Here is a 26,192-nt window from a genome sequence, read left to right on the forward strand (position 1 = left end):
GATCTAACCCTTCCATCCCATCGAGGTACAAAACGCAGCAGCCGCCGGCCCCGTTGTCGCAGCAAAGACCACGCGGTCTCCCTCACCTGCGTTGAACAACACGTACACATCCGGCATTTCAGCCGTGCAATTGGCATAGGCGCGCTGCGGTGGCGGGAACTTTAGCTCCACCAACCCCGCCGCGCGCAGCCGCGCATCCGCCCCGATCCAACCGGTGATGTTGAATTGCGGCCACAGGGGCGACTTGGGGCCCACACCCGCGCAGTTCCACGTGCCCGGAGTCGTCGACGTGCCACGATAATGCGAATAGCTGACGGCGAAGTCGAAATTGCCGCCCGATCCAACGGGATAGACCACGCTGGCATCCGTCCCGCCCTCATCCGACGAGGTAGAGGCCGGCGGGGTCTGGAACGTCCACTCCGCCTCGGGCTGCGCAACCACGTAACGCGCGCATTCTCCCAGCGCCGTCTCGAACGCCGCTTGATCCTGCGCTGCGGCCAGCTGAGGCACAAAGAGCGCAAGTATAACAAAACACAGCCTCATTTCACCGCCACCCCCATCAGGTCCGCCGTATGCTGGCGCAACGGCTGATAGCTGACCCGCAACCGCGTCAGCCCCTCAAATGTCAGGTTCCAGTTCAGCGTGATCTCGGTCACCCGGCCATCGCGGCGGGGCGAGGCAAGGAACGTCGCGGCATAGGCACGCGGCATGGTCACCCGGCTCAGCGGCTCAAACCCGGTGGTCGACACGAAACGCGCCCCTGCCCCCGCGCGCCACTCCATAAAGGCGAGCAGCAGCTCGGAATAGCTGAGCCCGCTCGAAATGATCTCGCAGGCCGGTTCGTCATACATGAACACGACCAGCGTCGCAGGCAGGTCCGTCTCCTGATAGCCCAGCGCATAGGAATTCAGCGTGCTTTCGAAATAGCGGCGGAACGTGCGCGGGATCGGCATGATGTCCCGGGGCGACAGGCTCGCCGGATCTTCGAGGTACGGCAGGCAGCGCGCTTCAATCACACCGCAAAGACCCGCCATGCCCGGCTGGGACGCATCGCAAATCGCAGGCTCTTCGGCCAACGCCGGAGCCCCCCAAAGGGCGGCGATCAGGGCAAACGCTCTAACTCTCAAGGTCGGTCTCCACCACAGCATAAAGAGTCCGCGCATCGGACTGTTCGGCACGCATCATCACACGCGGCTCGATCCATTCATTGCTCATCAACCACTCCCCTTCCGGGACGTAACGGCCGGTCGCAATCTGCGCCTCCTGCCAGGCTTGCGCATCCTGTGACGGCGCGGCGTGGGGCACCTCAACAGCGCAGGCGCGATCGCCCAGTGCAGGTGCGGCATCCAGCACCAGCAGATAGCCCTCGGCGCTCGGCCCATAGACCCGGCGCGCCTCATGCATCTGATCAATCGGGTGCGGCGCAAGACCGTCGACAATGGGCAGGGTCTGATGCTCAAACGGATCCAGGCAGCGGGCGACAAACATCTCCCAGGCGGTTCCGGCCTGCGCGGCCCCAGCACCCGAAAACAGCGCAAAACACACAATCGGTGCACAGGTGCTGCACAACCTGTGTACGCGTGGTGTACGCCGTTTTCGGGCCAATCCCTCAGTCATGGGCCACCCCGAGATATGCGTCGATCACCGCCTGATTGCCGCGCACCTCGTCCGGTGTGCCGTCACCGATTTTCTTGCCGTAATCCATCACGACAACACGGTCCGAGAGGTCCATAACCACGCCCATATCATGTTCGATCAGCGCAATGGTGGTGCCAAATTCGTCGTTCACATCGAGGATAAAGCGGCTCATATCCTCCTTTTCCTCGACGTTCATACCCGCCATCGGCTCGTCCAGCAGCAACAGCGACGGCTCGGCCGCCAGCGCGCGCGCCAATTCGACACGCTTTTTCAAACCGTAAGGCAAACGGGCGACAGGCGTCTTGCGGATCGCCTGAATTTCAAGGAAATCAATAATCTTTTCAGCAACTTCGCGGTTGGCCGTCTCCTCGGCTTCGGCGCGACCCTTCCACAGGGCTTGGGAAAACATACCCGTTTTCATATGGGTCAAGCGCCCCGTCATCACGTTGTCCAGAACGCTCATGCCCTCAAACAGAGCGATGTTCTGAAAGGTGCGCGCAATGCCTTGGCGCGCCACTTCAAAGGGTTTCATCGGCGGGCGCGGCGCGCCTTTGTAAAACACCTGCCCCTCTTGCGGGATGTAAAACCCCGAAATGACGTTCAACATCGAGGATTTACCCGCTCCGTTGGGCCCGATAATGGCGCGAATCTCGCCCTCTCGGATGTCAAACGAGATGTCCTTGATCGCCTCAACCCCGCCAAAACGCAGAGTAATATTCTTCATCTCCATTACGACGGCACCGATTTTACGGCCATCCGCGGTGGTGTATCCTTCGCTCTGATCAAGCATATCCAGCCTCCATCGTCCGACCCTTCAGCAAGATATTAACCATTTTCTGCGTAGTCTTGATCCATGCCATATCGGAGGGCTTGCAATGCTTGATGAAACGGAACGCCGCTACCTGCTGAACCTCGCCTATGCGTGCCACCAAAAAGGGCTCAGCGCGCCGGAAACCCGCCGGGTCATGCGCGACAGCATCGGTGCCATTACCAACGACAACCGCCTGCGCTGCGCCGTCCGCCATGTCTTTGGCGATGGCTAAGGCAAAACCCAGACCCTTCTCTGATTTCAAAAAATCCCCCCCGGAGGGTCGATAGGCCACCTGCGCCGCACCATCACTCGATGCTCCAAAAGGGATGGTGGGTGGGGCGATGCCCAAAGGGCGAGCGTCACACATCATCACTCCGCCGCCATCTTGTGCACCGCGGCCGAGGTCTGCGCTGTCTGGATCAGCAGCGTCGCAGAAATCGCCCCCTTGCGCCCATCCTCATAGGTCACTTCCGTGGTGGTCGAGACCTGATCGGACCCGTCATAAAGCGCGGCGATGATATCTGAGTACTTCTCTTCAATGATCCGGCGACGCACCTTTTGTGTGCGGGTCAACTCGCCATCATCCGCATCCAGTTGCTTGTGCAACACGACAAAACGGTGGACCTGACAGCTCGACAACATCTCGTCCTGCGCGACGCTGGCATTCACCTCTTCCACATGGCCCTTGATCGTGGCCAGCACCTGCGGGTGCTGGGCCAGTTCCTGATAGGACGCATAACCAATATTGTTGCGCTCGGCCCAGTTGCCCACTGCTGTCAGGTCAATATTGATAAAGGCCGTGCACTCATCCCGCCCGTTGCCGAACACCACAGCCTCCAGAATGTTGGGAAAGAACTTCAGCTTGTTCTCAACATATTTTGGCGCAAACATCGCACCCGAGGCCATTTTACCCACATCCTTGGCGCGGTCGATGATGCGCAGATGCCCGGTGTCTTCCTCGATGAACCCGGCATCCCCCGTCGCCACCCAACCCTCAGAGTCCTTGGTGTCGGCGGTGCTCTCGGCGTTCTTGTAATACTCCACAAACACGCCGGGCGAGCGATAGAACACCTCGCCATTCTCGGCGATCTTCAGCTCCACCCCAGGGCATTTCACACCCACCGTGTCACTGCGCACCTCTCCATCTGGCTGGGCGGTGATGAACACGGTGGCCTCGGTCTGTCCATAAAGCTGCTTCAGGTTGATCCCCAAAGACCGATAGAAATCAAAGATTTCCGGCCCGATCGCTTCACCGGCGGTATAGCCGACACGCACGCGGCTAAAGCCCAGCGTGTTCTTGAGCGGACCATAGACCATGAACTCGCCCAGCCGGTATTTCAGCCGATCCATAAAGCTCACAGATTTGCCGTCCAGAATGGCCGGGCCAACCTTGCGGGCATGGGCCATGAAATGATGGAACATGCGCTGTTTGAATTTTCCCGCATCCTCCATCCGGATCATCACGTTGGTCAGCTGGTTTTCAAACACGCGCGGCGGGGCAAAGTAATAGGTCGGTCCGATCTCGCGCAGATCCACATGCATGGTCTCCGCACTTTCCGGACAGTTGGTGCAAAACCCCGTCCACAGCGCCTGGCCGACGGAAAAGATGAAATCCCCCACCCAGGCCATCGGCAGGTAGGCAAGGATGTCATCGGACTGGCGCAGATCGTCAAAGGCCGACGACGACTTTGACGTCTCGATCACATTGCGATTGCTCAGCACCACGCCCTTTGGCTTGCCCGTAGTACCAGAGGTATACAGCATCACGCAGGTGCTGTCGTAACCCAGCTTGGCAATCCGTCGCGCCATCTCGGGCGATAATTCGTCCCGCTTGGCCCGCCCCGCATCCTGCACATGGGAATACTGGTGCAGCTTGGAATGATCGTATTTGCGCAGGCCCCGCGGATCGAGATAGATCATCTGCTCAAAGTCGGGCAACTCGCGCTGCACTTCGATCACCTTGTCCACCTGCTCCTGATCACCTGCGATGACAAAACGCGCGCCGCAATGACCCAAGGTATAGGCCATCTCTTCGGCCGAGGCGTCCTGATAAAGCGGCACAGGCACCGCGCCACACATTTGCGCCGCCATCATCGACCAGTACAGCGTCGGACGGTTCCGCCCGATCACCGCGATGAAATCACCCTCGGCCACGCCAAGGTCAATCAGACCCAGCGCAAGGGCTTCGATCTCTTCACGGGTTTCGGCCCAGGTCCAGCTTTGCCAGATTCCGAATTCCTTTTCACGGTACGCCGGGGCGTTTCCGAATTGCGTGGCATTGCGGTGCAAAAGCGCCGGGATGGACGTCAGGTCCCCCCCGCTCACAGGCGTTTCAACCAATTTCTTTCCTCCCATGCGTGCCCGTGCCCATGTCTGGCAGGTCCACGCGATCGCTCAGGCGATTCTATGTCACATAAGGATGTTGTTCTGCTGGCCGTCGTCAACGTTTTCCTGATGTTTTCCCAATCCTTGCAGTTTTCACCACATCAGATCAAGTGCAGCAAAGGACGCGTCTTGCGAAAGGGCAGGGCATCCACCGTCGCACGTGCCGGGATCAGCCGATTCCCGCTGCCATCCCTAGAACCCGCAAGCCCGCCACAAGGTCATCCTCGGCGGTGTCTTCTTCAAAGGAGTGGCTGATCCCACCGATGGACGGCACAAACAGCATCGCCACCGGCATCACCCGCGCAACGTTAGTCGCATCATGCAAGGCCCCGGACGGCATGCGCCGCCACTTGCCGGGTGCAAACGCCTTGGCCCCGGCCTCAAGTCGTGCGCGCAAGGCCCCATCCATCGCCACTGGCTCCAGCCCCAGCATCGGGCCCATCTCGACCTCCAGCTGCATCTCACGCGTCACCTCGTCCAGCACCTCGAGGATCACCGCCTGCATCCGCGCTAGACGTTCCGTGTCCCCATCCCTCCACTGCATTGAAAACCGCACCGATCCCGGCACGATCGACGACGCATTGGGCCCGACAGACACATGCCCGATGGTCCACACGGTTTGCGGCGTCACCACATTGCGCAAGCGGTCGTTGAGTCGGGTGTTAAAGGCGCTCAACCCCTGAAACGCATCGCGGCGCAGGGCCATCGGCGTCGTGCCCGCATGGTTCTGTTGCCCACGCAAAATGATCACCTGATCGCGAATGCCCACGATGTCAGTGACAACACCGATCTGTTCGCCGGACGTATCAAGGGTCGGACCCTGTTCGATATGCATCTCGATGAACCCGGTGAACTGCGCCGGGTCCACGTCCGCCCCTACGCGGTCCCCCAGCGCGGCACGTGCATCCCCCAGCAGAACACCTTCGTGATCAGGCAACTGATCGGCTTCGGCCAGTGACAATCCACCTGTCCAGACGGCAGATCCGGTGGTGACCCCGAACCGGCCCTCTTCATCCTGAAAGGACACGACGGATATGGCAGGCCCACCCGCCTCACGTGCCGCCCGCGCCACTTCGAGGGCCGCAACAACACCAAGCGCCCCGTCGAGCCACCCACCCGTCGGCTGACTGTCGGAATGCGAACCAAGCAACAGCGACGGCCCCTCCGCCAGACCAAAGAGATTGCCCATCGCATCAAATCGGGGGCGCAACCCAGCCTCGGCCATCTGTTCTGCCAGCCAATCACGCGCTGCGATATCCGGCTCCGAATAGGCCGGGCGTACAACACCTTTGCCAACACCCGACGCCCCGAACTGGCGCAAGCGATGCAGATCAGCCAAAAACCGTCCCGGATCAAGCGCCATGATATCCCCTTCTTCTGACCAAAAATACCACGGGGAGTTTGAGGGGCAGCGCCCCTCATTCACAAGATCAAATCGCGTGCGCAGTCAGGCGCACAATCGGATCACTCCGCAGCAACAGCACCTGTCACCGCCTCAACCTTCACGGCCGAGAACTTGAATTCCGGGATTTTGCCATAGGGGTCCACCGCCGGGTTGGTCAGGATGTTGGCGGCCGCTTCGACAAAGGCAAAAGGCACAAACACCATGTCCGGTGCCACGGCGCGGTCCTCGCGGGCCATGATCTCGATCGACCCGCGCTTGGTTGTCAAGCGCACCACGCCACCCGCAGGCACACCCAGCTTGCGCAAGGTCGAGGGGTGCAGCGAACAGTTCGCCTCCGGCTCCACCGCGTCCAGCACCGAGGCGCGGCGCGTCATCGAACCTGTGTGCCAGTGCTCCAGCTGCCGACCCGTGGTCAGGATCATCGGATAGTCCGCATCCGGCACGTCGTCCGGAGGGATCACCGCCGCAGGGGTAAAGCGCGCGCGCCCTTCGGGACGGGGAAAGCCATCGCCAAAGACAATCGCCTGCCCCGGGTCCTCGGGTGACAGCGACGGATAGGTCACCGCATTCTGCGTCTCCAGCCGGTCCCACGTGATGTTGGCCAGCGACTTCATGTTCAGCTTCATCTCGGCAAAGACATCCGCCGGGCCGTCATAGGTCCACCCCAAGCCCAGCCGTTTGGCGAGTTCCACCTCGATCCACCAGTCCTCGCGCGCCTCGCCCGGGGGCGGCAGCGCGGGTCGGCCCATCTGCACCTGACGGTTGGTGTTGGTCACCGTGCCGGTCTTTTCGGCAAAGGCCGAGGCCGGCAGGATCACGTCAGCATAGTTGGCCGTTTCGGTGATAAAGATGTCCTGCACCACCAGATGATCGAGCTTGGCCAAGGCGGCGCGTGCATGTTCCACATCCGGGTCCGACATGGCCGGGTTTTCGCCCAGCACATACATTGCCTTGATCGATCCGCGATGCACCTCGTCCATGATCTCCGTCACGGTCAGGCCCTTCTCATTCGAGAAATCCCCTGACTTCCAAACGTCCGTAAAGGCCGAGCGCACACCATCATCCGTCACCGACTGGTAATCCGGCAGGAACATCGGGATCAGGCCCGCATCCGACGCGCCCTGCACGTTGTTCTGCCCGCGCAAAGGGTGCAGCCCGGCACCGGGTCGTCCAACCTGCCCGGTCATCAGCGCGAGGCTGATCAGGCAGCGCGAATTGTCCGTACCGTGGATGTGCTGGGACACACCCATCCCCCAAAATATCATCGCAGACTTGGCCCCGGCAAAGGTGCGGGCCACATCGCGCAGGGTCTCAGCATCAATGCCACAGATTTCGGCCATCTTTTCAGGGGCAAAGCCCGCCAGATGCGCCTTTTCGGCCTCCCAGTTCTCAGTATAGGCGTCGATATACTGCTGGTCATAGAGACCCTCTTCTACGATTACATGCATGATCGCATTCAACATCGACACGTCCGCGCCGGGGCGGAATTGCAGCATGTGGGACGCAAAGCGTTTCAGCGCCTGCCCGCGTGGATCCATCACGATCAGCTTGCCGCCACGTTTGGTGAACTGTTTGAAATAGGTCGCCGCGACGGGGTGGTTTTCAATCGGGTTGCAGCCGATGGCGATGGCCACATCCGCATTCTCGATTTCGTTGAAGGTGGCGGTCACAGCACCCGATCCAACATTCTCCATCAGCGCCGCGACCGAGCTTGCGTGGCACAGCCGCGTACAGTGATCGACGTTGTTATGGCCAAAACCCTGACGGATCATCTTCTGAAACAGGTAGGCCTCTTCGTTGGTGCACTTGGCCGAGCCAAAGCCCGCCACCTCGCGCCCACGCCCTTTCAGGCCGTTCGCGGCAAAGTCCAGCGCCTCGTCCCACGTGGCCTCGCGGAACACTTCACCCCAATTGCCGGGATCGACGTTCAGCCCCTTGGCCGGTGCATCCTCGCGGCGGATCAGCGGCTTGGTCAGGCGGTGGTTGTGGTGGATATAATCAAAGCCAAAGCGGCCCTTGACGCACAGACGCCCTTCGTTCGCGGGGCCGTTGATGCCTTCGACATATTTGACCTTGTTGTCCTTGACCTTTAGCGAAATCTGGCAGCCGACGCCGCAGAACGGGCAGATACTTTCGACCTCTGAATCGAAATCCGCACTGTCCCCGACCTGCTGGTCATCGACCACAGTGGCGGGCATCAACGCCCCCGTCGGGCAGGCCTGCACGCATTCGCCGCAGGCCACGCAGGTGGAGTCGCCCATCGGGTCCGCCAGATCAAAGGTCGGATAGGCGTCATGGCCGCGCCCCGCCATGCCGATCACGTCATTCACCTGCACTTCGCGACAGGCGCGCACGCACAGGCCGCATTGAATACAGGCATCCAGATTGACCGACATCGCAACATGGCTGTCATCGAGCAGCGGAATACGCCCCTCTTCCAGCTTGGGAAAGCGGCTTTCCGTGACGCCATTCGCCTCGGCCATGTCCCAGAGATGGGCGGATTTGTCATGGGCCACATCGCGCTCAGGCTGATCGGCGACCAGCATCTCGACCACCATCTTGCGGGCGGTTTCGGCGCGGGCGGAATTGGTGGTGACCACCATGCCCTCGGACGGTTCACGGATGCACGAGGCCGCCAAAACACGCTCGCCCTCGATCTCGACCATGCAGGCGCGGCAGTTGCCGTCGGGGCGATAGCCGGGCGCGGGTTTGTGGCACAGATGCGGGATCACAAGACCACGGCCATGGGCCACTTCCCAGATGGTCATGCCCGCTTCGGCCTCGACCTCAGCCCCGTCCAGCGTAAATGTCACCTTGTCCGTCATCGCGCACAACTCCCTGCAATTGCGGCCAACCTAGACCAGCATGCAGATCAAGGGGACTCCCAATCCCGACACCAAATCCCGTTTTCGCGTCCCTGCTGTTTCCGATAAACGGCACGGCGTCCCCCTGTCTCTGTTTCAAAAATATCCCCGCCGGAGGCACCTGCGCTTTCCACCACCCCGGCTCTGGCCTAGAAGAATGCGAACACGAGCCAAAGGCACCCATGTCCCACATCACTCTCATCCGGCACGGTCAGGCCAATTCACAGGCCAAAGACGAGGCGAGCTATGATCGGCTCAGCCCCCTTGGTCACCAGCAGGCCGCGTGGCTGGGCGAGCATTTGCAGGCCACCCATCAGCGGCATTTGCGCCTTTACACAGGCACGCTGCGGCGGCACCGCGAAACGGCGCTTGGCATGGCCACCGGGCTTGAGCCTGTCGAGGACGCGCGGCTGAACGAGTTGGAATATTTCACCCTCGCCGCCGCCTTGCGCGATGAACACGGGGTGCCGATCCCCACCGAACAAGCCCATTTCACCAAACACCTGCCCCGCGTTTTCGCAGCCTGGCAGGACGGCATCCTCAAGGGCGCCCCGGAAAGCTTTGAAAGCTTCGAGACCCGTGTTCAGGCTGCCCTGACCGACATCGCCGCAGGCGAAGGTCCCGCACTTGTGGTCACCTCGGGCGGGTTGATTTCGATGACAATGCGCCAGCATCTGGGGCTCAGCGTCGAGGCGATGGCCAACGTGGCGCTGGCCATCATGAACACTTCGATCCACCGTCTGCATCCCATTGGCGGCACATGGTCACCGGTCATGTTCAACGCCGTGCCGCACCTTGAATCCCCTGACCGTCACCACGCCCAGACCCACGTTTGAAAGGCTTGATATGAAACTCTATTTCGCCACTGGCACCATTTCCATCGCCGTAGCCATCGCCCTGAACGAGGCCGGGATCAACTACGATACTCAGCGCATCGACTTTGGCGCGGGCGAGCAATTAAGCGACAGCTATGCCGCGATCAATTCGAAGGGGCGTGTCCCCGCGCTGGAGGTTGACGGGACGATCCTGACCGAGACCGGCGCGATCCTTGACTACATCGCAGCGCAGGACAAACGCCTGATGCCCGCCGATCCGCTGCATGCCGCCCATGCCCGGTCGGTCATGTATTACCTTGCCTCGACGATGCACGTGAACCACGCCCACAAGATGCGCGGCAGCCGCTGGGCCAACACCGAGGCCAGCTGGGCCGACATGGCGGCCAAGGTGCCAGAGACGATGACCGCCTCTGCCGCATTTGTAGAGGCCGAGTGCCTGCGCGGCCCCTTTGTTCTGGGCGAACATATCTGCATCGCCGACGCCTACCTGTTCGTGGTCTGCAACTGGCTAGAAGGGGACGGCGTCGACCTTGCGCCCTTCGCGAAACTCCGCGCCTTCATGGCCGCGATGGAGGCGCGCCCCAGTGTGCAGGCCGTGCGCGCCAATGGAATGCTGCCGTGACACATCTGTGGGTCCGGGCCGAGCAGCGCGCCAACGAAACCCGCGTTGGTCTCACCCCCGAGGGGGCCGCATCGCTGATTGCCGCAGGCATCACCGTGACAGTCGAAGACAGCCCGACCCGCTGCTTGCCCACCGAGCGCTACGCCGCCGCCGGGGCGACGATTGCTGGCCAGAACACATGGCCTGACGCGCCGAGCGATGCGATCATCTTTGGCCTGAAGGAACTGCCCGAAGACGGCACACCCCTGCCGCACCGCCACATCATGTTCGGCCATGCGTTCAAGGGACAACCTGCCGGACAGCGCCTGCTGGCGCGTTTCAAGGCGGGGGGCGGTGCGCTTTATGATCTTGAATACCTGGTGGATGCGGACAACCGCCGCGTTGCCGCTTTTGGCTATTGGGCGGGCTATGCCGGGGCCGCCGTTGCGCTGAAATGCTGGATCGCCCAGCAACGCGACCAGGTGTCGGGGCCGGTTGCGCCCTATCCCAGTTCCAACCACCTGCTGGCCGATTTGCAATCCGAACTGGTCGGCACGGGCACTCACCGCCCCAGCGCACTGATCATCGGCGCGCTTGGGCGGGTCGGCACCGGGGCGGCGGACCTGTGCACTGTTATGGGTGTGCCCACCACGCGCTGGGACATGGAAGAGACGGCCCATGGCGGCCCATTCCCCGAAGTGCTGGCCCATGACATCTTTTTCAACTGCATCCTCGCGCGGCCCGGCACACCGGTTTTTGTACCGTCAAACGCTGCGCATCAACCCCGTCGCCTCAGCGTCATTGGTGATATCGCCTGCGACCCGGACAGCGACTTTTCCCCGATCAAGGTCTATGATCGCACCACCACGTGGGAGGCCCCGTCGCTGCGCGTGCATGATGCACCACCTTTGGATGTGACGGCGATCGACAATCTGCCCTCGATGCTGCCAGTGGAATCTTCCGAGGATTACGCGGATCAGTTGTTGCCGAGCCTGCGGACCCTGGGCGATCTGAATGCAGGTGTCTGGGGCCGGGCAAGGGCGACATTTGATCAGGCCATGGCGCAGACATGAAAAAGGCGGGGGACACCCCCGCCTTACAAACTCACCATGTGGCGATAATCAGATCCGCGCAAACCGCTGTGCGATTTTCGGAATGAGCCCCTGAAACCGCAGCGGCGCGTCCGTGACAGTCAGGCAAATGCAATCCTCGTGGATATCGGCCACGGGTGTGTGGTGCATATCGCTGTCCGCAACCTCGACATCACCACGCGCGAAATAGTCGTCTTCGTCCTGAAACGCGCCCTGCAGCACCATCGTCATCTCATTGCCCTGGTGGCCGTGATCGGGCATCGCAGCCCCGGCCGGGATAAAGAGCAGGCGGGCAGATGCATCGCGCGAAGTGGGCAGGATCGCCTGTTTCACGCCAAGGCCAATGCCGCGCCATTTGATGCTGTCGAGGTCACCGCCCACATAGTCCTGCAAGGGACCTGGCAGGATCGAACCCCGCACCCGCGCCTTGGGCGCTTCGTCCACAGGGCCACCTGCGATCAGCGCCATGGTTGCGGCAAAGCTGCCCGGCGCCAGCGCGATGTCGTTGGAGGGTTCCTGCGCCAGCATCTCGCCGCCCACAGCGTCATAGCTTTCGACCTCGGCCCGGCAGGCGTCACACAAGGACACGTGTGCTGCAACCAACAGGTTGAACGCCTCGGGCAAGGTGCCCGCCGCATAGGCCATCAGGATATCATCCGTCAGGTGGTGTTTAATGTTCTGTTCCATTTCATTCATCACTTCATTGCGTGGCGCAGTCGTTCCAGCGCCAAACGTATCCGACTTTTGATCGTGCCCAGAGGCAGACCGGTTTTCTGGGCGATTTCGCTGTGGGACATATCCCCGAAATACGCCTGTTCTATCAATTCCCGCTGAGCGGCGGGCAATTCAGCAATCGCCCGACCCAGCAGTTCGCTTTCCTGTTGCAGAGCCATCACATCGGCCTGATCAGGTTCTTCTTCGGGGCCCCACGCCAAATCTTCGGGCTCGGGGCGGCGCTGCTTGCGCAGCACGTCAATCTTCCGGTTCCGCGCGATGGTGAAGATCCAGGTCGCCACCGACGCCCGCGCGGGGTCAAACATGTGCGCCTTGTGCCAGCAGGTGGCCAACACCTCTTGCGCGCACTCCTCAGCCAGCGACGCATCTGACCCCGACTTGATCAAGAATCCCTTCACCCTTGGGGCAAAATGTTCGAACAGCTCGGCAAAGGCCGCCTGATCCTGATCATCCCGGATGCGGATCATGTGGCTGACCCACAACATCCGCTTGCCGTCATTGTCACTCATCTTTGCAGGTCCTGTCGCCGCCCCCGGGACAAGTCCCATGGGTGGTTGTGCATCTGGTTGCGCCGTATCTAAACCCGCGTACATGAACGGTCTACGGCCTCTCGCGTCATTCGGATCAAAAAATAAATGTCTGGTCTTTCTTCATCCGTTTTGCGCAGTGGGACGTAGACAATAGAACAACACAGACGACAGGGACGCCCCAGACACATGCCTTTTGAAACTTCTGCCGCCATCCGCAAACGTATCGCCGTGATCGGAGGGGGCATTTCCGGTATGGGCGCAGCCCACATGCTGGCCACAGATCATCACGTCACCCTGTTCGAATCCGAACCGCGTCTGGGTGGTCACGCCCGCACGATCATGGCGGGTAAAAACGGTGATCAGCCGGTGGATACCGGATTTCTGGTGTTCAACTATGCCAACTATCCACACATGGCCGCCCTGTTTGAGGAACTCGATGTCCCTGTCGTGAAATCCAACATGAGCTTTGGCGCCTCTATCGACGGTGGGCGTCTGGAATACGGGCTCGCCAGCCTTGATGCGCTCTTTGCCCAACGCTCCAACGCAGTGAACCCGCGCTTTCTGGGTATGGTGCGCGATGTGTTCCGCTTTAACCGCAGTGCGCTGCGCGTCGCGAACGAGGATCGCACCCGCACGGTGGGTCAATTTCTGGACGTGATGGGCACGGGCACGTGGTTCCGCGATTATTATCTTTTGCCCCTCAGCGGCGCGATCTGGTCGACGCCCACGGAAAAGATCATGGATTTCCCGGCCCACGCCATGATCCAGTTCTTTGAAAACCACGCCCTGCTCAGCCACACGGGCCAGCACCAGTGGTACACGGTCAATGGTGGCTCAATTGAATATGTCCGTCGGCTCGAGGCGGCGATGCGCGCCAATGGCGTCGACATCCGCCTTGGGGCACCCACGCAATCGGTGCGCCGCACCGACGCCGGGGTCGAGGTCAAGGCGTGGGGCGGTGAGTGGGAGGCATTTGACGACGTGATTTTTGCCACACATTCCGATGACAGCCTGTCGCTGCTGGCTGACCCAACCGCTGCGGAAAGCTCGGCCCTTGGTGCGGTCAAATACCAGCCCAATGACGTGATCCTGCACTGCGACGAAAGCATCATGCCCAAACGCCGCCAGACCTGGTCGAGCTGGGTCTATACCGAAGACGCGGGCGCGCAGAATGACCGGATCGACCTTACCTACTGGATCAATTCGCTGCAGCCTGTGCCGATGGATGATCCGCATTTCGTGACCCTCAACACCAAACGCGAGATCAGGGACGAGTTGATCTATGACAAGACCTTGTTGCGCCACCCGGTCTATGATCTGGCCGCATTGGCAGCGCAGGAGACGGTGCGGGCTATGAACGGGGCGAACAACACGTGGTTCTGCGGCGCATGGATGCGTCACGGGTTCCATGAGGACGGTCTGTCCAGCGCCGTGGATGTCGTGCGTGCGATCAACCGGACCCCAACCCTGCAGGTGGCCGCATAAATGACCGCAACGGTCGATCATATTTCCGGCGTGACCTTTCATGGGCGCAAGGGGGCGGTGAACAACGCCTTTCGATATTCGGTGGATTACATGCTGCTGGATGCCGAGACGGAGGTTTCGACTCCGTCCCTGTTTGCGCGCAATGGGCGGGGGTTGATGGCCCTTGATGATATCGACCATGGCGGCCCGCCCAAGGACGGGCGCGGCGCGTCTTGGGTGCGGGATGTACTGCAGGCCCATCAGGTCACCGGCGTGGCTCGGATCGAGTTGTTGGCCCAGCCCAAGGTGCTCGGCCATGTGTTCAACCCGGTCAGCTTTTGGCTGTGTCGGCGTGATGATGAGGCCTTGATCGCCGTCATCGCCGAGGTCACCAACACGTTCGGAGACCGCCACAGCTACCTAGTCCATCACTCTGACCTGCGCCCCATCGCGCCCGAAGATCGCCTGCAGGCCACCAAGATCCTGCATGTCTCGCCCTTTCAGCCGGTCGAAGGCGGGTATGAGTTCCGCTTTGACATCCGCGACGACCGCATCGGCGTCTGGATCGACTATACCCGTGGCGAAGGCGGTCTGATCGCTACGCTGACAGGCAAGCGCGCGGCCCTCACCAATCGCTCGATCCTGCGCGCCTTTCTGCGGCGCCCCCTTGGCGCACGCCGGGTGCTGGCGCTGATTCACTGGCAGGCGCTCAAGCTCTGGATCAAACGGGCAACCTTTCGCCCCTGTCCTGTGCCCCCGACGGACGAGGTGTCACGGTGAACAACACTGGTCCCCATCGCCTGTCCGCCTATGCGGTCTTTGCCGCATTGCTCGCCTCTGCCGGGCTGCCGATCTATATCCACGCGCCTAAATTCTACGTGGATGAGTATGGCGTATCGCTGGCTGCGCTCGGGGCTGTGCTGTTCGGCCTGCGCCTGCTGGATGTGGTGCAGGACCCACTGTTTGGACGGCTCAGCGAGGCGCTGCGCAGTCGCCGGGGTCTGGGCGTGCTGATCGGCAGTAACGTCATGGCGCTGTCGATGCTGGGCCTGTTCGCGGTGCCGCCGCTGCTGCCGCCGCTGATCTGGTTTGCGCTCATGCTGACGGGCGTATTTTCCGCCTTCAGCTTTCTGACCATCAATTTCTACGCGCAAGGCGTCGTCAAGGCCGACCGCCTGCCCGGCAACGGGCACCTGTCACTGGCGCGCTGGCGCGAGACGGGCGCGCTGCTGGGGGTGTGCGTGGCCGCCATTGCGCCGGTGATGCTGGGCGGGTTTATGGGCGCGCCCTTTGCCGGGTTCGCGGTCGGTTTCTGTGTGCTTGCACTCGCGGCCCTCGTGATGATGCGTGGTGAATGGGCCAATGACGGGTTGCCGCCTTCGGTTGGGTTCCGCGCCGTTCTGGGTGACGCCCTTGCGCGGCGCTTGCTGCTGATCGCGCTGGTCAATGCCGCCCCGGTGGCCGTCAGTTCGACCCTGTTCCTGTTCTTTGTAGAAAGCCGCCTGCTTGCGCCTGGTTTCGAGGGGCCGCTGTTGCTGCTCTTCTTCCTCAGCGCCGCTGTTGCCGCCCCGGTCTGGGGCAAGCTGGCCGAACGGCATGGGACCAAGCCCGTGCTGCTGAGCGCGATGGTGCTGGCCATTGCCGCCTTTGGCGGGGCGTTGATGCTGGGGCCCGGCGACTGGGTTGCCTTTGCGGTGATCTGCGTCGCATCCGGGGCCACGCTGGGCGCGGACCTTACGTTGCTGCCCGCGGTCTTTGCCAACCGCATGGCCCGCATCAGCCCCTCGGCCGCCGAGGGGTTTGGCCTGTGGTCCTTTGTTTCGAAATTCACCCTGGCCTTTGCCGCCGTCACCCTGCTGCCGCTGCTTGAGCGGGCGGGATTTGACAGTGGCGCGGCCAGTAACACGCCCGAAGCGCTCGCGCTTCTCACCCTGCTTTACGCAGCTGTGCCTTGTGGCCTCAAGCTTGTCGCCATCCTTTTGCTGGCGACAACAGACCTGAAGGAGACGTGATATGGACGGACTGATTTTTGCGCTGATCGGCGCGGGCACCATCATCGCCCTGAACTGGGCGTGGACACGCTATGCCGGGTTCCTTGCCCAATCGCCGGACGACTATGCTGCCGACGGCACGGTGTTTGACATTCGCACGCACCTGAATGGGCCTATCATCTGCGAGGGTGTGATCTATGGGCCAACGGGTCGTGTCTCGTCCCGCTTTGTCGGCGAATTCGACTGCCGCTGGGACGGCAACCGAGGCGTGATGAAAGAACATTTCCGCTATGATGACGGGTCCGAACAGACGCGGGCCTGGGATCTGACCCTTGGCAATGACGGGCGCATCCGCGCGCTGGCCGACGATGTCGAAGGCGAGGGCACCGGCAAGCAGGCCGGGAACGCGGTGCAGTTGAAATACCGGTTCCGCTTGCCCGAAAAATCCGGCGGGCACGTGTTGGACACAGTGGACTGGATGTATCTGGCCCCGAACGGCACCATCGTGAACCGCTCGCAGTTTCGCAAATTCGGGGTCAAGGTGGCTGAACTGGTCGCCACAATGCGCCCCGCACCCGCAGCGGAGATGAAAGAAGCAGCATGACTAATATGGACTTGCACGGCAAACGGTACTGGATCGTCGGAGGCGGCGATGGGCTTGGCAAGGCGCTGGCCCATCACATGAGCCGTGCAGGCATCGAGGTGATCGTCTCTTCGCGCAGCGAGGAAAAGCTCGCCGTGCTGGTCGAGGAACTGCCGGGCAAGGCGTCGTACCAGACCGTGGACATCGCCGATGACGCCAGCGTCAAAGACGCCGCCGAGGCGGTCGGTGAAATCGACGGCGTGGTGCTTCTGGCGGGCGTTTACTGGCCGTTCTCGGCCCGCAACTGGAACGCAGACCAGGCCGTGGCAATGGCCGACATCAACTTTACCGGTTTCATGCGGGTGCTGGGGCAGGTGGTGCCGAAATTCGTCGAAAAGGACGCAGGTCACATCGTGATTACCTCGTCGCTGACGGGCTTTCGCGGCCTGCCGGGCTCCATCGGTTACACAGCGTCCAAGGCCGCTACCATGTCGCTGGCCGAATGCATGTATGCCGACCTGCACAAGACCGGCGTGCGGGTGCAGGTGGCCAATCCGGGCTTTATAAAGACCCAGTTGACCGACAAGAACGATTTCAAGATGCCCTTCATCATGGAACCCGAAGATGCCGCGCGCGAGATGTTCGAACTTATGCTGACCGATCATTTCAAAAAGAGCTTTCCAACCGTGTTTTCGCTGCTGTTCCGGGGCTCGCAATTCCTGCCCGACTGGCTCTACTACCGCATCTTTGCCTGATCAGAACCGACATCACTGATGTCGTCCCCAAGATAGAAGCCGAAACAACTGTCGGTGACCCTGACCCCATCAGCAATCTTGCGAGGGGCTCGGCATGCTGGACACGATTACGCTTGAAAATGGTCACCTGACAGGGGTGCAACAGGCACAATACTGGCGCGACGGCTTTCTGTTTCCACTCCCTGCCATCAGTCCCAAGGCGGCCTTGACAGCGCGCACAGAATTGGAAGATGTCGAGGCGACGTGGCGGGAGGCGGACCTGCCCCACCCTCTCAACACCTACAAACGGGTCAACGCCCATGTGGTGATGCCGATGGCTGCGCGTGTGGCACAGGACCCGGCCATTCTGGACGTGATTGAGGGCATTCTTGGCCCCGACATCCTGATCTATTCCACCGAGTTTTTTATCAAGGAGCCCAACACCCGCCAGATCGTGTCGATGCATCAGGACCTCACCTATTGGGGGCTGGGCGCGATTGACGGACTGGTCACGGCGTGGATTGCCTTGTCGCCTGCAACACCAGCCTCGGGCTGCATGGATTTCGTCGCCGCCAGCCACAAGAACGCGATCCTCGAACATGAGGATAGCTTTGATCCCGACAACCTGCTCAGCCGCGGGCAGGAGGTGAAGGTCGACGTCAAGCCCGAGGACAAGACCGCCATTGAAATCCACCCCGGCCAGATGAGCCTGCATCATGGCCTGACCATCCACGGCTCAGGCCCCAACACATCCGACGACCGGCGCATCGCCTGCGTTGTGCGCTATATCCGCCCCGACATGGCCCAAGAGGTCGGTGGCAAGGATTATGCCATGCACGCACGCGGCACTGACACACATGGCAACTTTATCCACGTCCCGGTGCCAGAGCAGAACTTTGCTCCGGAGGCGCTGACGCTCTACGATGAGATCCGCGACCAACAGGCCCGCGTCATGATGAAGGGCGCCAAGGGATCAACGGAGATCTACGCATGATGGATCAGGTCAAATTCACCGCGATGAAGGATGGCGACCAGGAGGATTACGCGTTCCTGACCGAGCATGAGGTTGAATTCACCAAAGGCACGGCGGATCGGCTGATGACAGCGCTGGAAACGCTGGACGAGGGGCTGTCGGGCTATCAGGTCACGCGGCTGGGCCACTCGCTGCAGTCGGCCACCCGGGCATGGTGGGACGGGGCGGACACCGACTGGCTGGTCGCGACCCTGCTGCATGACATTGGCGACATCTTTGCCCCTTACAATCACGACGAATATGCGGCCAGCATCCTCAAACCGTTTGTGCGGGAACAGTGCACATGGGTGGTGGAAAAGCACGGCGATTTCCAGATGATCTATTACGGGCAACATGTTGGCGCCAACCCGCACAAACGCGACGCCTATGCCGGGCATCCCTATTTCGACGATTGTGCGATGTTCTGCGAGCGTTGGGATCAATCGAGCTTTGACCCCGCCTATCCATCGCTGCCGCTCGATCACTTTCGCCCGCTGGTGCGCCAGGTGTTTGCGCGCGAACCGTACGATCTGGGCATCATTCAACCGGGCGTGCGGGTGCCATTGGTGGACAAAGGCACAGCGCAGCTACGCCTTACGGATAACAAGGGACGTGCCTCGGGATAAACCCGTAAGGCGCAGCTGTGCAGCGCCCTAGTTGTCCGGGGCTTGCAATGGCACGACGTTTGGTGTCGGAGCCTCGACCTCTTCAAAGTCGAAATTGTCCAACCGGGCCGCCCGCTTGCCCGCCCGTTCCGCAGCGGTCGCGATCCCTTCGACGTCCCGGCGGGCCTGATCGAAATGGGTTTCCAACTTACCTGCGCGTTCCACCACCAGCTCTACATCCCGGTGCAGGTTGCGCAGCATCTTGCGGATCTCGCCGGCCTGTTCGCGCATCCTCGCATCCTTGAGAATCGCGCGCATCGTGTTCAGCGTAGCCATGCAGGTGGTGGGTGAAACAATCCACACCCGCGCATCAAACCCTGCGCGCACAAGATCGGGGAAATTGGCGTGCAGTTCGGCATAGACCGCTTCGGAGGGCAGAAACATCAGTGCGCCATCCGCCGTCTCGCCCTCGATGATGTATTTGTCAGAGATGTCAGTGATGTGCTTTTTCACAGCAACCTTCATCTGCGCCACCGCCGCTTTGAGCGCGAGATCCGTGTCGGCGGCACGCAGGGCCTCGTAAGCCTCCAGCGGGAATTTGCTGTCAATCACGATGGGGCCCGGCGGGTTGGGCAGGTCGATCAGACAATCGGCACGCTTTCCATTGGAAAGCGTGTGCTGCAGCGCATAGCTGTCGCTCGGCAACGCCTTGGACACGATATCGCGCAACTGAATTTCCCCGAAGGCCCCCCGCGTCTGCTTGTTGGACAGGATATCCTGCAACGACAAAACGTCGCCGGACAGTTTGGTGATGTTGTCCTGCGCCTTGTCGATGGACGCGAGGCGTTCCTGCAGCTGCGTCAGGCTGGTTGTGGTTTGTTTGGACGAGCCGTGCAGCGTTTCCTTCATCCGTTCCTGCATTTCGGTCAGGCCGCGCTGACTGCGCATCGCATTGTCCGCCAGCCGGTCCTGCATCTGCTGCTGCACGTGGGCGAGGCGCTGTTCGATGGTCTGGGCCAGTTGCGCCTGCCCGGTGGTCGACGTGTCAGACACCGTCTGGATCGAGGCGCGCAAGCCTTCCTGTCCTTGCGCCAGTCCCTGCACGTGCTGCCCGAGATAGCCAAGCTGCTGCGCCAGCGGCTCGCTCGCGCGGGCCGAACGGCCAGCGGCGCGCAGGGCGGCAATCAGCAGCACAACAATCAGCAGCGCCACCGCGGCACCGACCAGTCCCGCGATGACCAGCGGGTCCGAGGTGTCGATTGTCATTTCACCGATCTGGATCATGTCCGCCCGAACAGCCGTTCGATATCGGCCAGTTTGAGTTCAACATATGTCGGCCGCCCGTGGTTGCACTGGCCGGAATGGGGTGTCGCCTCCATCTCGCGCAGCAGGGCGTTCATTTCCTCGCCCCGCATGCGCCGCCCCGACCGGACGGAGCCATGGCAGGCCACGCGAGACAGGACCGCCTCGATCCGCGCCTGCACGGAATGGCTGGAGCCGAGGTCGGACAACTCGTCCAGAATGTCGTGGATCATCGCCGTGGCGTCCACTTCACCGAGGATCGCGGGCGTTTCCCGCACGGCGATGGCATCCCCGCCAAAAGGCTCGATGCCCAGACCCGCGCGGGCCAGATCGTCTGCGATCTCCATCAGCGCGTCGCGCTCGGCCGGCGACAGTGTAACAATCTCGGGGATCAGCAGGGCCTGCGCCGCGACTCCTGTCTCGGCCATCTGGGCCTTCAGCTTTTCATAAACCAGCCGTTCGTGGGCTGCGTGCTGATCCACGATCACCATGCCATGGGCGGTCTGGGCGACGATGTAGTTTTCGTGCAACTGCCCGCGCGCGACACCCAGGGGCAGGTCAGACGGGTCCGCCTCGGGCGGGGTTTCGACCACCTGCGCGCTATAGTCTTGCGCCATTTCGGCAAAGCCCGATGAGGCACGCGGCCCAAGGCTGGGCCGGTCCATCTGGTAGACACGCGGCGCGGTTGGTTCGGGTTGCATGGCCCCCAGTGTGGCCGTCGCCACGGTCGAAGACGCACGATGGCCAGCGTCAGCCAGTGCGTGTCGCAGGCCCGAAACGATCAGCCCACGTGCAAGGCCCGGATCGCGAAAGCGCACTTCGGATTTCGCCGGGTGCACGTTCACGTCGACCAGTTGCGGGTCGCAATCGACGAATAGCGCCGCCGCAGGATGGCGATCCCGGCTGAGGAAATCGAAATAGGCGGCGCGCAATGCCCCGGTCAGCAGCTTGTCTTTGACGGGCCGTCCATTGACGAACAGGAATTGCGCCACCGCCGCGCCCCGCGAGTAGGTCGGCAAAGCGGCATAGCCAGTCAGGTGCAGCCCCTCGCGCATCGTGTCGATGGCAATGCTGTTTTCCGCAAATTCGGTACCCAGCACATCCGACAGTCGCGCGCGCAAGGCGGCCATGGGATCACCTGTCTGCGCCTCGGCCCGGAACACGGTACGCGGATCGCCTGTCACGTCGCGCAACTCGAACCGGATGAAGGGTTCGGCCATGGCGAGGCGCTTGACCACATCAGTGATCGCCTGCGCCTCCGCCCGGTCGGTGCGCAGGAATTTGAGGCGCGCTGGCGTGGCGTAGAACAGATCGCGCAGGGTGATAACCGTGCCGTTGTTGAGCGCGGCGGGTTTGATGGGCGAGGTGACGCTACCTGCGACGGTGATTTCGGCAGCACCTTCACCCGGCACGCGGCTGGTGATGGTCAGGCGGCCCACGGCCCCGAGGCTGGGCAATGCCTCGCCGCGAAAGCCGAAGGTGTGGATGTTGAGCAGATCCGATCCGTCGATCTTGGACGTGGCATGGCGGCTGAGCGCGAGCGGCAGGTCAGAGGCCGCGATTCCGCAGCCATCATCCGTCACCCGGATCAGGATTTTGCCACCACCCGACACGTCGATCCCGATGCGGCGGGCGCCTGCATCTATTGCGTTTTCAACGAGTTCCTTGACGGCAGATGCCGGACGTTCGACCACCTCGCCCGCTGCGATGCGGTTGACAGCCGCAGTGTCGAGTTGGCGGATCACGGGACGTATGTTGGGGGTCTGGTCGTTCATGCCACAAGACTTAGCATGATGGGCTGCGATTCGACCACACCTTGCGGTGGGGCGGATGACACGTCCGCCTTACATCTCAACCATCAAGTGCAGCGCGGTACCAGGCGACGATAGCCGCGCGCTCGTCCTCTTCCATATAGCTCAGATTTGCCGGCGGCATCGCGTGACTGATCCCCGATTGCAGGTAAATGGCGCGGGCATTGCGGGTCAGATCCCCTTCGGTTTCGAGCCTCACCCCCTTGGGCGCCCAGAGCAGCCCGGACCAGACGGGTTCAGCCGCATGGCACATGCTGCACCGGCCCAGCACGATGTCATGAACCTGTGTGAACCCTTCCGCCTCCGCAAATCGGGTAAGCAGCCGTGCCTCGCGATCAGGTGCGGGTGCCGTGCTGAGCCAGACGATGGCGATAAAAATCAGCGCGGTCGCCCCCCATGTCCAATGCGGGTTGCCTGTGCGCGCGTGATGCGTGTTGAACCAGTGCCGGATCGTGACGCCCATCAGAAAGACGAGGCTGGCGATGATCCAATTGTACGGGCTCGCAAAGGACAGCGGGTAGTGGTTGGACAGCATCAGGAAGATGACCGGCAGAGTTAGGTAATTGTTGTGGGTCGACCGCTGTTTGGCGATCTTGCCGTATTTTGCATCTGGCGTGCGCCCGGCCATCAGGTCGTCGACCACGACTTTCTGGTTCGGGATGATGACAAAAAACACGTTGCCCGACATGATCGTGGCGGTGAAGGCGCCCAGATGCAGCAGTGCGGCGCGGCCCGTGAACACCTGCGTATAAAACCAAGCCATCGCGATCAGCACGGCAAAAAGCGCCACCATCAGCGTGGTTTGGTTGGCATTCACGAACAGGCTGCACAACTGCGTGTAGACCAACCAGCCAAAGGCGAGCGAGGCCAGCGAGATGCCCACCGCCTGCCAAGGCGCGAGGTCCATCACGGCCGGATCAATCAGGTAGAATTCTGCGCCAAGATAGTAGACCAGCACCAGCAGGGCAAAGCCGCTTATCCATGTCCAATAGCTTTGCCATTTGTGCCAGATCAGCCCGTCGGGCATATCCGCCGGGGCCACGAGGTATTTCTGGATGTGATAGAATCCACCCCCATGCACCTGCCATTCCTCGCCATCCGCACCGCTTTTGAGGTTGCGATCGCGGTGCAGGCCCAGATCAAGCGCGATGAAATAGAAGGATGACCCGATCCACGCGATCGCCGTGATCACATGCAGCCAGCGAATAGCGAATTCGGCCCATGCGCCCAGTGCGGCCAGATCGTACATTGGTGTGTCCCCTTGGTTTCGCCTGCTAGACTAGACGGGCGAGTGGGGAGACGAAAGGGCTTCCAGGGGGGCGCTGCCCCCGGCCTTCGGCCTCCCCCGTGGTATTTTTGGTCAGAAGAAGCCTAGTCGTAGCGCAATTCGGCCGCCTTGCCCTTGAAGATGGTATAGGCGAGCGCGGTGTAGCCGCCAATCATCGGAAGGACGAAAACGGTGCCGACGAGGATGATGAACAGGCTTTCGGGCGCGCTGGCGGCCTCGTAGATCGTCAGCTTTTCCGGCACGACGTACGGGTAAAAGGAATAGGCCAACCCGCCAAAGGCCAGTACGAACAGCGCGATGGCGTAAAGAAAGGGAGTACGCGCGCCTGCGTCCGTAGGGTTGGGCAGGACTTGCAGCGACCGCCAAAGCAACCAGACCAGCGCCGCCGACATGATGGGCAGCGGGGCCAGAATAAAGATTTCGGGGAAGGTGAACCACTTGTCGAAAATGCGCGGGCTGACCAGTGGTGTGGCCAAAGACACCGCCCCGAGCCCGAGAACGAGGCCCCAGATGCCGCCCTTGGCCCAGTCCACCGCCTTGGCCTGCAGAGTGTATTCGGTTTTCAGGATCAGCCAGCATGCCCCGATAAAGGAATAGGCGACGGTGAGGAACACGGCAGTGATCATCGCAAAGACCCATGTGCCCAGCGTGCTTTCCAACCCCATGACGTATTTGCCCAGCATGAAACCCTGTGCCAGCGAGGTCATCAGCGAACCTGCAAAGAACAGCCAGTTCCATGTCGCCTTGTGCGGGGTCGGCGCCTTGACCCGGAATTCGAAGGCCACGCCGCGCAGGATCAACCCGATCAGCATGATGGCCACAGGCAGGTAAAGCGCGGTCAGGATTGTGCCATGCGCTGTTGGAAAGGCCACCAGCAACAGGCCGATGGCCAGCACCAGCCACGTCTCGTTCGCGTCCCAGAACGGGCCGATCGAGGCCACCATCATGTCCTTTTCATCATTCGAGGCGAAGGGGAACAGAACCCCCACGCCCAGATCAAATCCGTCAAGGACCACATAGATCAGGATCGACACGCCCATGAGCGCGGCAAAGGTGAATGGCAGCCATTGTGCCGGATCGCCAAAGAGTTCCATGTCACTACTCCGCTGGGACGGTGCGTGTGATCGCCTCGCCCGATTGAGGGGTGCGGCGGCGCGGGATGTCCCCATGGGCCGCCTTGCGCGCAAGGTAAAACAGCACGCCGATATAGGCCCCGAGCAGCAGCACGTAGATGGCCAGATACGTGGTCAGCGTGATTGCCACGAAAGGTGCGGGCACATCGGCCACGGCCATCTCGGTGGTCAGGACACCCTGCACGAGCCAAGGTTGGCGCCCGATTTCGGTGGTGTACCAGCCCGCAAGGGTCGCCACCCAACCCGAAAAGGCCATCGGCACCATCGCATATGTCACGAGTTTAGGCAGACCTTCAGGACCACGCCCCTTGCGCAGCATCAGGAATGCAGCGCCCCAACTGAGGAACAGCATGGCAAACCCGGTGCCGACCATGATCCGGAAGGACCAGAACACCGGGGCGACGGGCGGGTGCAGCACCTCGCCGTCTTCGGTCACGAAGTCATTGAGCCCGGGAACCACACCATCGGCTTTGTGCTTGAGGATCAGCGAAGCGCCGTTGGGAATGCCGACTTCAAATCGGTTCTCGCGCGCCTCTTCGTCCGGCAGGGCGAACAGCAGCAGCGGAACGCTCGGCCCGGTGTCCCAGTTGCCTTCCATCGCGGCGACCTTTTGGGGCTGGTGTTCCAGCGTGTTGAGGCCATGCAAGTCCCCCATGAAGATCTGCACAGGGATCAGCAAAGCACCCAGATAGACGCCGGTTTTCAGCGTTGCCCGGACCCCTTCGGACCGGTCGCCCAGCAGCCAGCGAAAGGCGCTGAAGCCAGCCACGAGGAACGCAACCGTCAGACCCGAGGCCAGAAGCATATGGATAAAGCGATAGGGCATCGACGGGTTGAAGATGATCGCCATCCAGTCGGTGGCAAAGGCCACACCATCGCGCATTTCATAGCCCTGTGGCGTATGCATCCACGAATTCAGCACGATGATCCAGAAGGCCGACATCGTGGTGCCAAAGGCCACAAGGAACGTCGCGGTGGTGTGCAACCACCCCGGCACGCGCGAAAAACCGAACAGCATGATCCCAAGGAACACCGCCTCAAGGAAAAAGGCCGTCAGAACCTCGTAAGCGAGGAGCGGCCCCGCGATATTGCCGACGATCTCCATGAACCCGGGCCAGTTGGTGCCGAATTGGAAAGACATAGTGATGCCCGACACAACCCCCATGGCAAAGGACAGGGCAAAGACCTTGACCCAAAACCGGTAGGCCTCCATCCACTTGTCATCACCTGTCGCATTGAAGCGCAGTTTGAAGAACAAGAGCACCCAGCCCAGCGCGATCGTGATCGTTGGGAACAGGATGTGGAACGAGATGTTCGCTCCGAATTGAATGCGGGACAGCATTAGGGTGTCCATGTGAGCCTCCGATGGTCAA

General features: G+C 61.5%; 25 protein-coding genes. 11 read left to right on the top strand and 14 right to left on the bottom strand.

Annotated elements, in window-relative coordinates; all coding sequences use genetic code 11:
• Positions 1-3 precede the first annotated feature (3 nt).
• Genes Q1A89_RS11105 through Q1A89_RS11120 form a run of 4 tightly spaced genes read right to left on the bottom strand, consistent with a single transcriptional unit; the run spans position 4 to position 2,428 of the window.
• On the bottom strand, positions 4-543 hold the full coding sequence (locus tag Q1A89_RS11105) for a hypothetical protein (protein WP_299727628.1): 540 nt from the start codon (positions 541-543) through the stop codon (positions 4-6).
• Positions 540-1,127 (bottom strand): hypothetical protein, encoded by a 588-nt coding sequence (locus Q1A89_RS11110; RefSeq protein WP_299727631.1) that lies wholly within the window; start codon positions 1,125-1,127, stop codon positions 540-542. The genes Q1A89_RS11105 and Q1A89_RS11110 overlap by 4 nt, the downstream gene beginning before the upstream one ends.
• The gene (locus Q1A89_RS11115) at positions 1,117-1,569 is read right to left on the bottom strand and encodes a hypothetical protein (RefSeq protein ID WP_299727634.1); all 453 of its coding nucleotides are present in this window, start codon (positions 1,567-1,569) and stop codon (positions 1,117-1,119) included. The genes Q1A89_RS11110 and Q1A89_RS11115 overlap by 11 nt, the downstream gene beginning before the upstream one ends.
• A 40-nt stretch (positions 1,570-1,609) precedes the next feature.
• Positions 1,610-2,428, bottom strand: a complete 819-nt coding sequence (locus Q1A89_RS11120) for an ABC transporter ATP-binding protein (protein WP_299727637.1) — start codon at positions 2,426-2,428, stop codon at positions 1,610-1,612.
• An 85-nt stretch (positions 2,429-2,513) separates the two neighbouring features.
• On the opposite strand from Q1A89_RS11120, the gene Q1A89_RS11125 reads away from it, so the two are divergent.
• The gene (locus Q1A89_RS11125; protein WP_299727640.1) at positions 2,514-2,681 is read left to right on the top strand and encodes a hypothetical protein; all 168 of its coding nucleotides are present in this window, start codon (positions 2,514-2,516) and stop codon (positions 2,679-2,681) included.
• A gap of 137 nt (positions 2,682-2,818) precedes the next feature.
• Here the strand turns inward: Q1A89_RS11125 and Q1A89_RS11130 are convergent, their stop codons facing one another.
• The 3 genes from Q1A89_RS11130 to fdhF form a co-directional block, all read right to left on the bottom strand.
• Positions 2,819-4,804 (bottom strand): AMP-binding protein, encoded by a 1,986-nt coding sequence (locus tag Q1A89_RS11130; protein WP_299727643.1) that lies wholly within the window; start codon positions 4,802-4,804, stop codon positions 2,819-2,821.
• Between the two features lie 199 nt (positions 4,805-5,003).
• Entirely contained in the window at positions 5,004-6,197 is a 1,194-nt protein-coding gene (locus Q1A89_RS11135) for a hydantoinase/carbamoylase family amidase (RefSeq protein ID WP_299727646.1), read from the bottom strand.
• Between the two features lie 101 nt (positions 6,198-6,298).
• A complete protein-coding gene (gene fdhF, locus Q1A89_RS11140; protein WP_299727649.1) occupies positions 6,299-9,064 on the bottom strand; it encodes a formate dehydrogenase subunit alpha in 2,766 nt (921 codons plus the stop codon).
• A 221-nt stretch (positions 9,065-9,285) separates the two neighbouring features.
• On the opposite strand from fdhF, the gene Q1A89_RS11145 reads away from it, so the two are divergent.
• Genes Q1A89_RS11145 through Q1A89_RS11155 form a run of 3 tightly spaced genes read left to right on the top strand, consistent with a single transcriptional unit; the run spans position 9,286 to position 11,613 of the window.
• The gene (locus tag Q1A89_RS11145) at positions 9,286-9,939 is read left to right on the top strand and encodes a histidine phosphatase family protein (protein ID WP_299727652.1); all 654 of its coding nucleotides are present in this window, start codon (positions 9,286-9,288) and stop codon (positions 9,937-9,939) included.
• A gap of 10 nt (positions 9,940-9,949) precedes the next feature.
• Positions 9,950-10,561 (top strand): glutathione S-transferase family protein, encoded by a 612-nt coding sequence (locus tag Q1A89_RS11150; RefSeq protein WP_299727655.1) that lies wholly within the window; start codon positions 9,950-9,952, stop codon positions 10,559-10,561.
• Positions 10,558-11,613, top strand: a complete 1,056-nt coding sequence (locus Q1A89_RS11155; RefSeq protein WP_299727658.1) for a saccharopine dehydrogenase — start codon at positions 10,558-10,560, stop codon at positions 11,611-11,613. The genes Q1A89_RS11150 and Q1A89_RS11155 overlap by 4 nt, the downstream gene beginning before the upstream one ends.
• Before the next feature lie 48 nt (positions 11,614-11,661).
• Here Q1A89_RS11155 and Q1A89_RS11160 read toward each other — a convergent pair whose 3' ends face one another.
• Both Q1A89_RS11160 and Q1A89_RS11165 read right to left on the bottom strand, forming a co-directional pair.
• On the bottom strand, positions 11,662-12,318 hold the full coding sequence (locus Q1A89_RS11160) for a ChrR family anti-sigma-E factor (RefSeq protein WP_299727662.1): 657 nt from the start codon (positions 12,316-12,318) through the stop codon (positions 11,662-11,664).
• An 8-nt stretch (positions 12,319-12,326) separates the two neighbouring features.
• The gene (locus Q1A89_RS11165) at positions 12,327-12,851 is read right to left on the bottom strand and encodes a sigma-70 family RNA polymerase sigma factor (protein ID WP_299729128.1); all 525 of its coding nucleotides are present in this window, start codon (positions 12,849-12,851) and stop codon (positions 12,327-12,329) included.
• Positions 12,852-13,082: 231 nt separating this feature from the next.
• On the opposite strand from Q1A89_RS11165, the gene Q1A89_RS11170 reads away from it, so the two are divergent.
• From Q1A89_RS11170 to Q1A89_RS11200, 7 genes are all read left to right on the top strand, one after another.
• Positions 13,083-14,381, top strand: coding sequence for an FAD-dependent oxidoreductase (locus Q1A89_RS11170; RefSeq protein ID WP_299727665.1), 1,299 nt, complete (start codon positions 13,083-13,085; stop codon positions 14,379-14,381).
• Complete coding sequence (locus tag Q1A89_RS11175; RefSeq protein ID WP_299727668.1) at positions 14,382-15,140, top strand: DUF1365 domain-containing protein; 759 nt, start codon at positions 14,382-14,384, stop codon at positions 15,138-15,140.
• A complete protein-coding gene (locus Q1A89_RS11180; protein ID WP_299727671.1) occupies positions 15,137-16,372 on the top strand; it encodes an MFS transporter in 1,236 nt (411 codons plus the stop codon). The genes Q1A89_RS11175 and Q1A89_RS11180 overlap by 4 nt, the downstream gene beginning before the upstream one ends.
• A 1-nt stretch (position 16,373) precedes the next feature.
• Positions 16,374-16,955, top strand: a complete 582-nt coding sequence (locus tag Q1A89_RS11185; protein ID WP_299727674.1) for a DUF3833 domain-containing protein — start codon at positions 16,374-16,376, stop codon at positions 16,953-16,955.
• Entirely contained in the window at positions 16,952-17,689 is a 738-nt protein-coding gene (locus Q1A89_RS11190; RefSeq protein WP_299727677.1) for an SDR family NAD(P)-dependent oxidoreductase, read from the top strand. The genes Q1A89_RS11185 and Q1A89_RS11190 overlap by 4 nt, the downstream gene beginning before the upstream one ends.
• Before the next feature lie 94 nt (positions 17,690-17,783).
• Positions 17,784-18,662: a phytanoyl-CoA dioxygenase family protein gene (locus Q1A89_RS11195; protein ID WP_299727680.1), complete on the top strand. Its 879-nt coding sequence runs from the start codon at positions 17,784-17,786 to the stop codon at positions 18,660-18,662.
• Entirely contained in the window at positions 18,662-19,306 is a 645-nt protein-coding gene (locus Q1A89_RS11200) for a peptidase (protein ID WP_299729131.1), read from the top strand. Before Q1A89_RS11195 ends, Q1A89_RS11200 begins: the two co-directional genes overlap by 1 nt.
• A 27-nt stretch (positions 19,307-19,333) precedes the next feature.
• Here the strand turns inward: Q1A89_RS11200 and rmuC are convergent, their stop codons facing one another.
• The 5 genes from rmuC to Q1A89_RS11225 form a co-directional block, all read right to left on the bottom strand.
• Positions 19,334-20,569: a DNA recombination protein RmuC gene (gene rmuC, locus Q1A89_RS11205; protein WP_299727683.1), complete on the bottom strand. Its 1,236-nt coding sequence runs from the start codon at positions 20,567-20,569 to the stop codon at positions 19,334-19,336.
• Positions 20,566-22,362: a DNA mismatch repair endonuclease MutL gene (gene mutL / locus Q1A89_RS11210; protein ID WP_299727685.1), complete on the bottom strand. Its 1,797-nt coding sequence runs from the start codon at positions 22,360-22,362 to the stop codon at positions 20,566-20,568. The genes rmuC and mutL overlap by 4 nt, the downstream gene beginning before the upstream one ends.
• 76 nt (positions 22,363-22,438) lie before the next feature.
• Positions 22,439-23,647, bottom strand: a complete 1,209-nt coding sequence (locus Q1A89_RS11215) for a urate hydroxylase PuuD (protein ID WP_299727687.1) — start codon at positions 23,645-23,647, stop codon at positions 22,439-22,441.
• Positions 23,648-23,769: 122 nt separating this feature from the next.
• Entirely contained in the window at positions 23,770-24,780 is a 1,011-nt protein-coding gene (locus tag Q1A89_RS11220; protein WP_299727689.1) for a cytochrome d ubiquinol oxidase subunit II, read from the bottom strand.
• 4 nt (positions 24,781-24,784) lie between these two features.
• The gene (locus Q1A89_RS11225) at positions 24,785-26,173 is read right to left on the bottom strand and encodes a cytochrome ubiquinol oxidase subunit I (RefSeq protein ID WP_299727691.1); all 1,389 of its coding nucleotides are present in this window, start codon (positions 26,171-26,173) and stop codon (positions 24,785-24,787) included.
• Between the last annotated feature and the right edge of the window lie 19 nt (positions 26,174-26,192).

Source organism: uncultured Tateyamaria sp., assembly GCF_947503045.1.
Taxonomy (GTDB): domain Bacteria; phylum Pseudomonadota; class Alphaproteobacteria; order Rhodobacterales; family Rhodobacteraceae; genus Tateyamaria.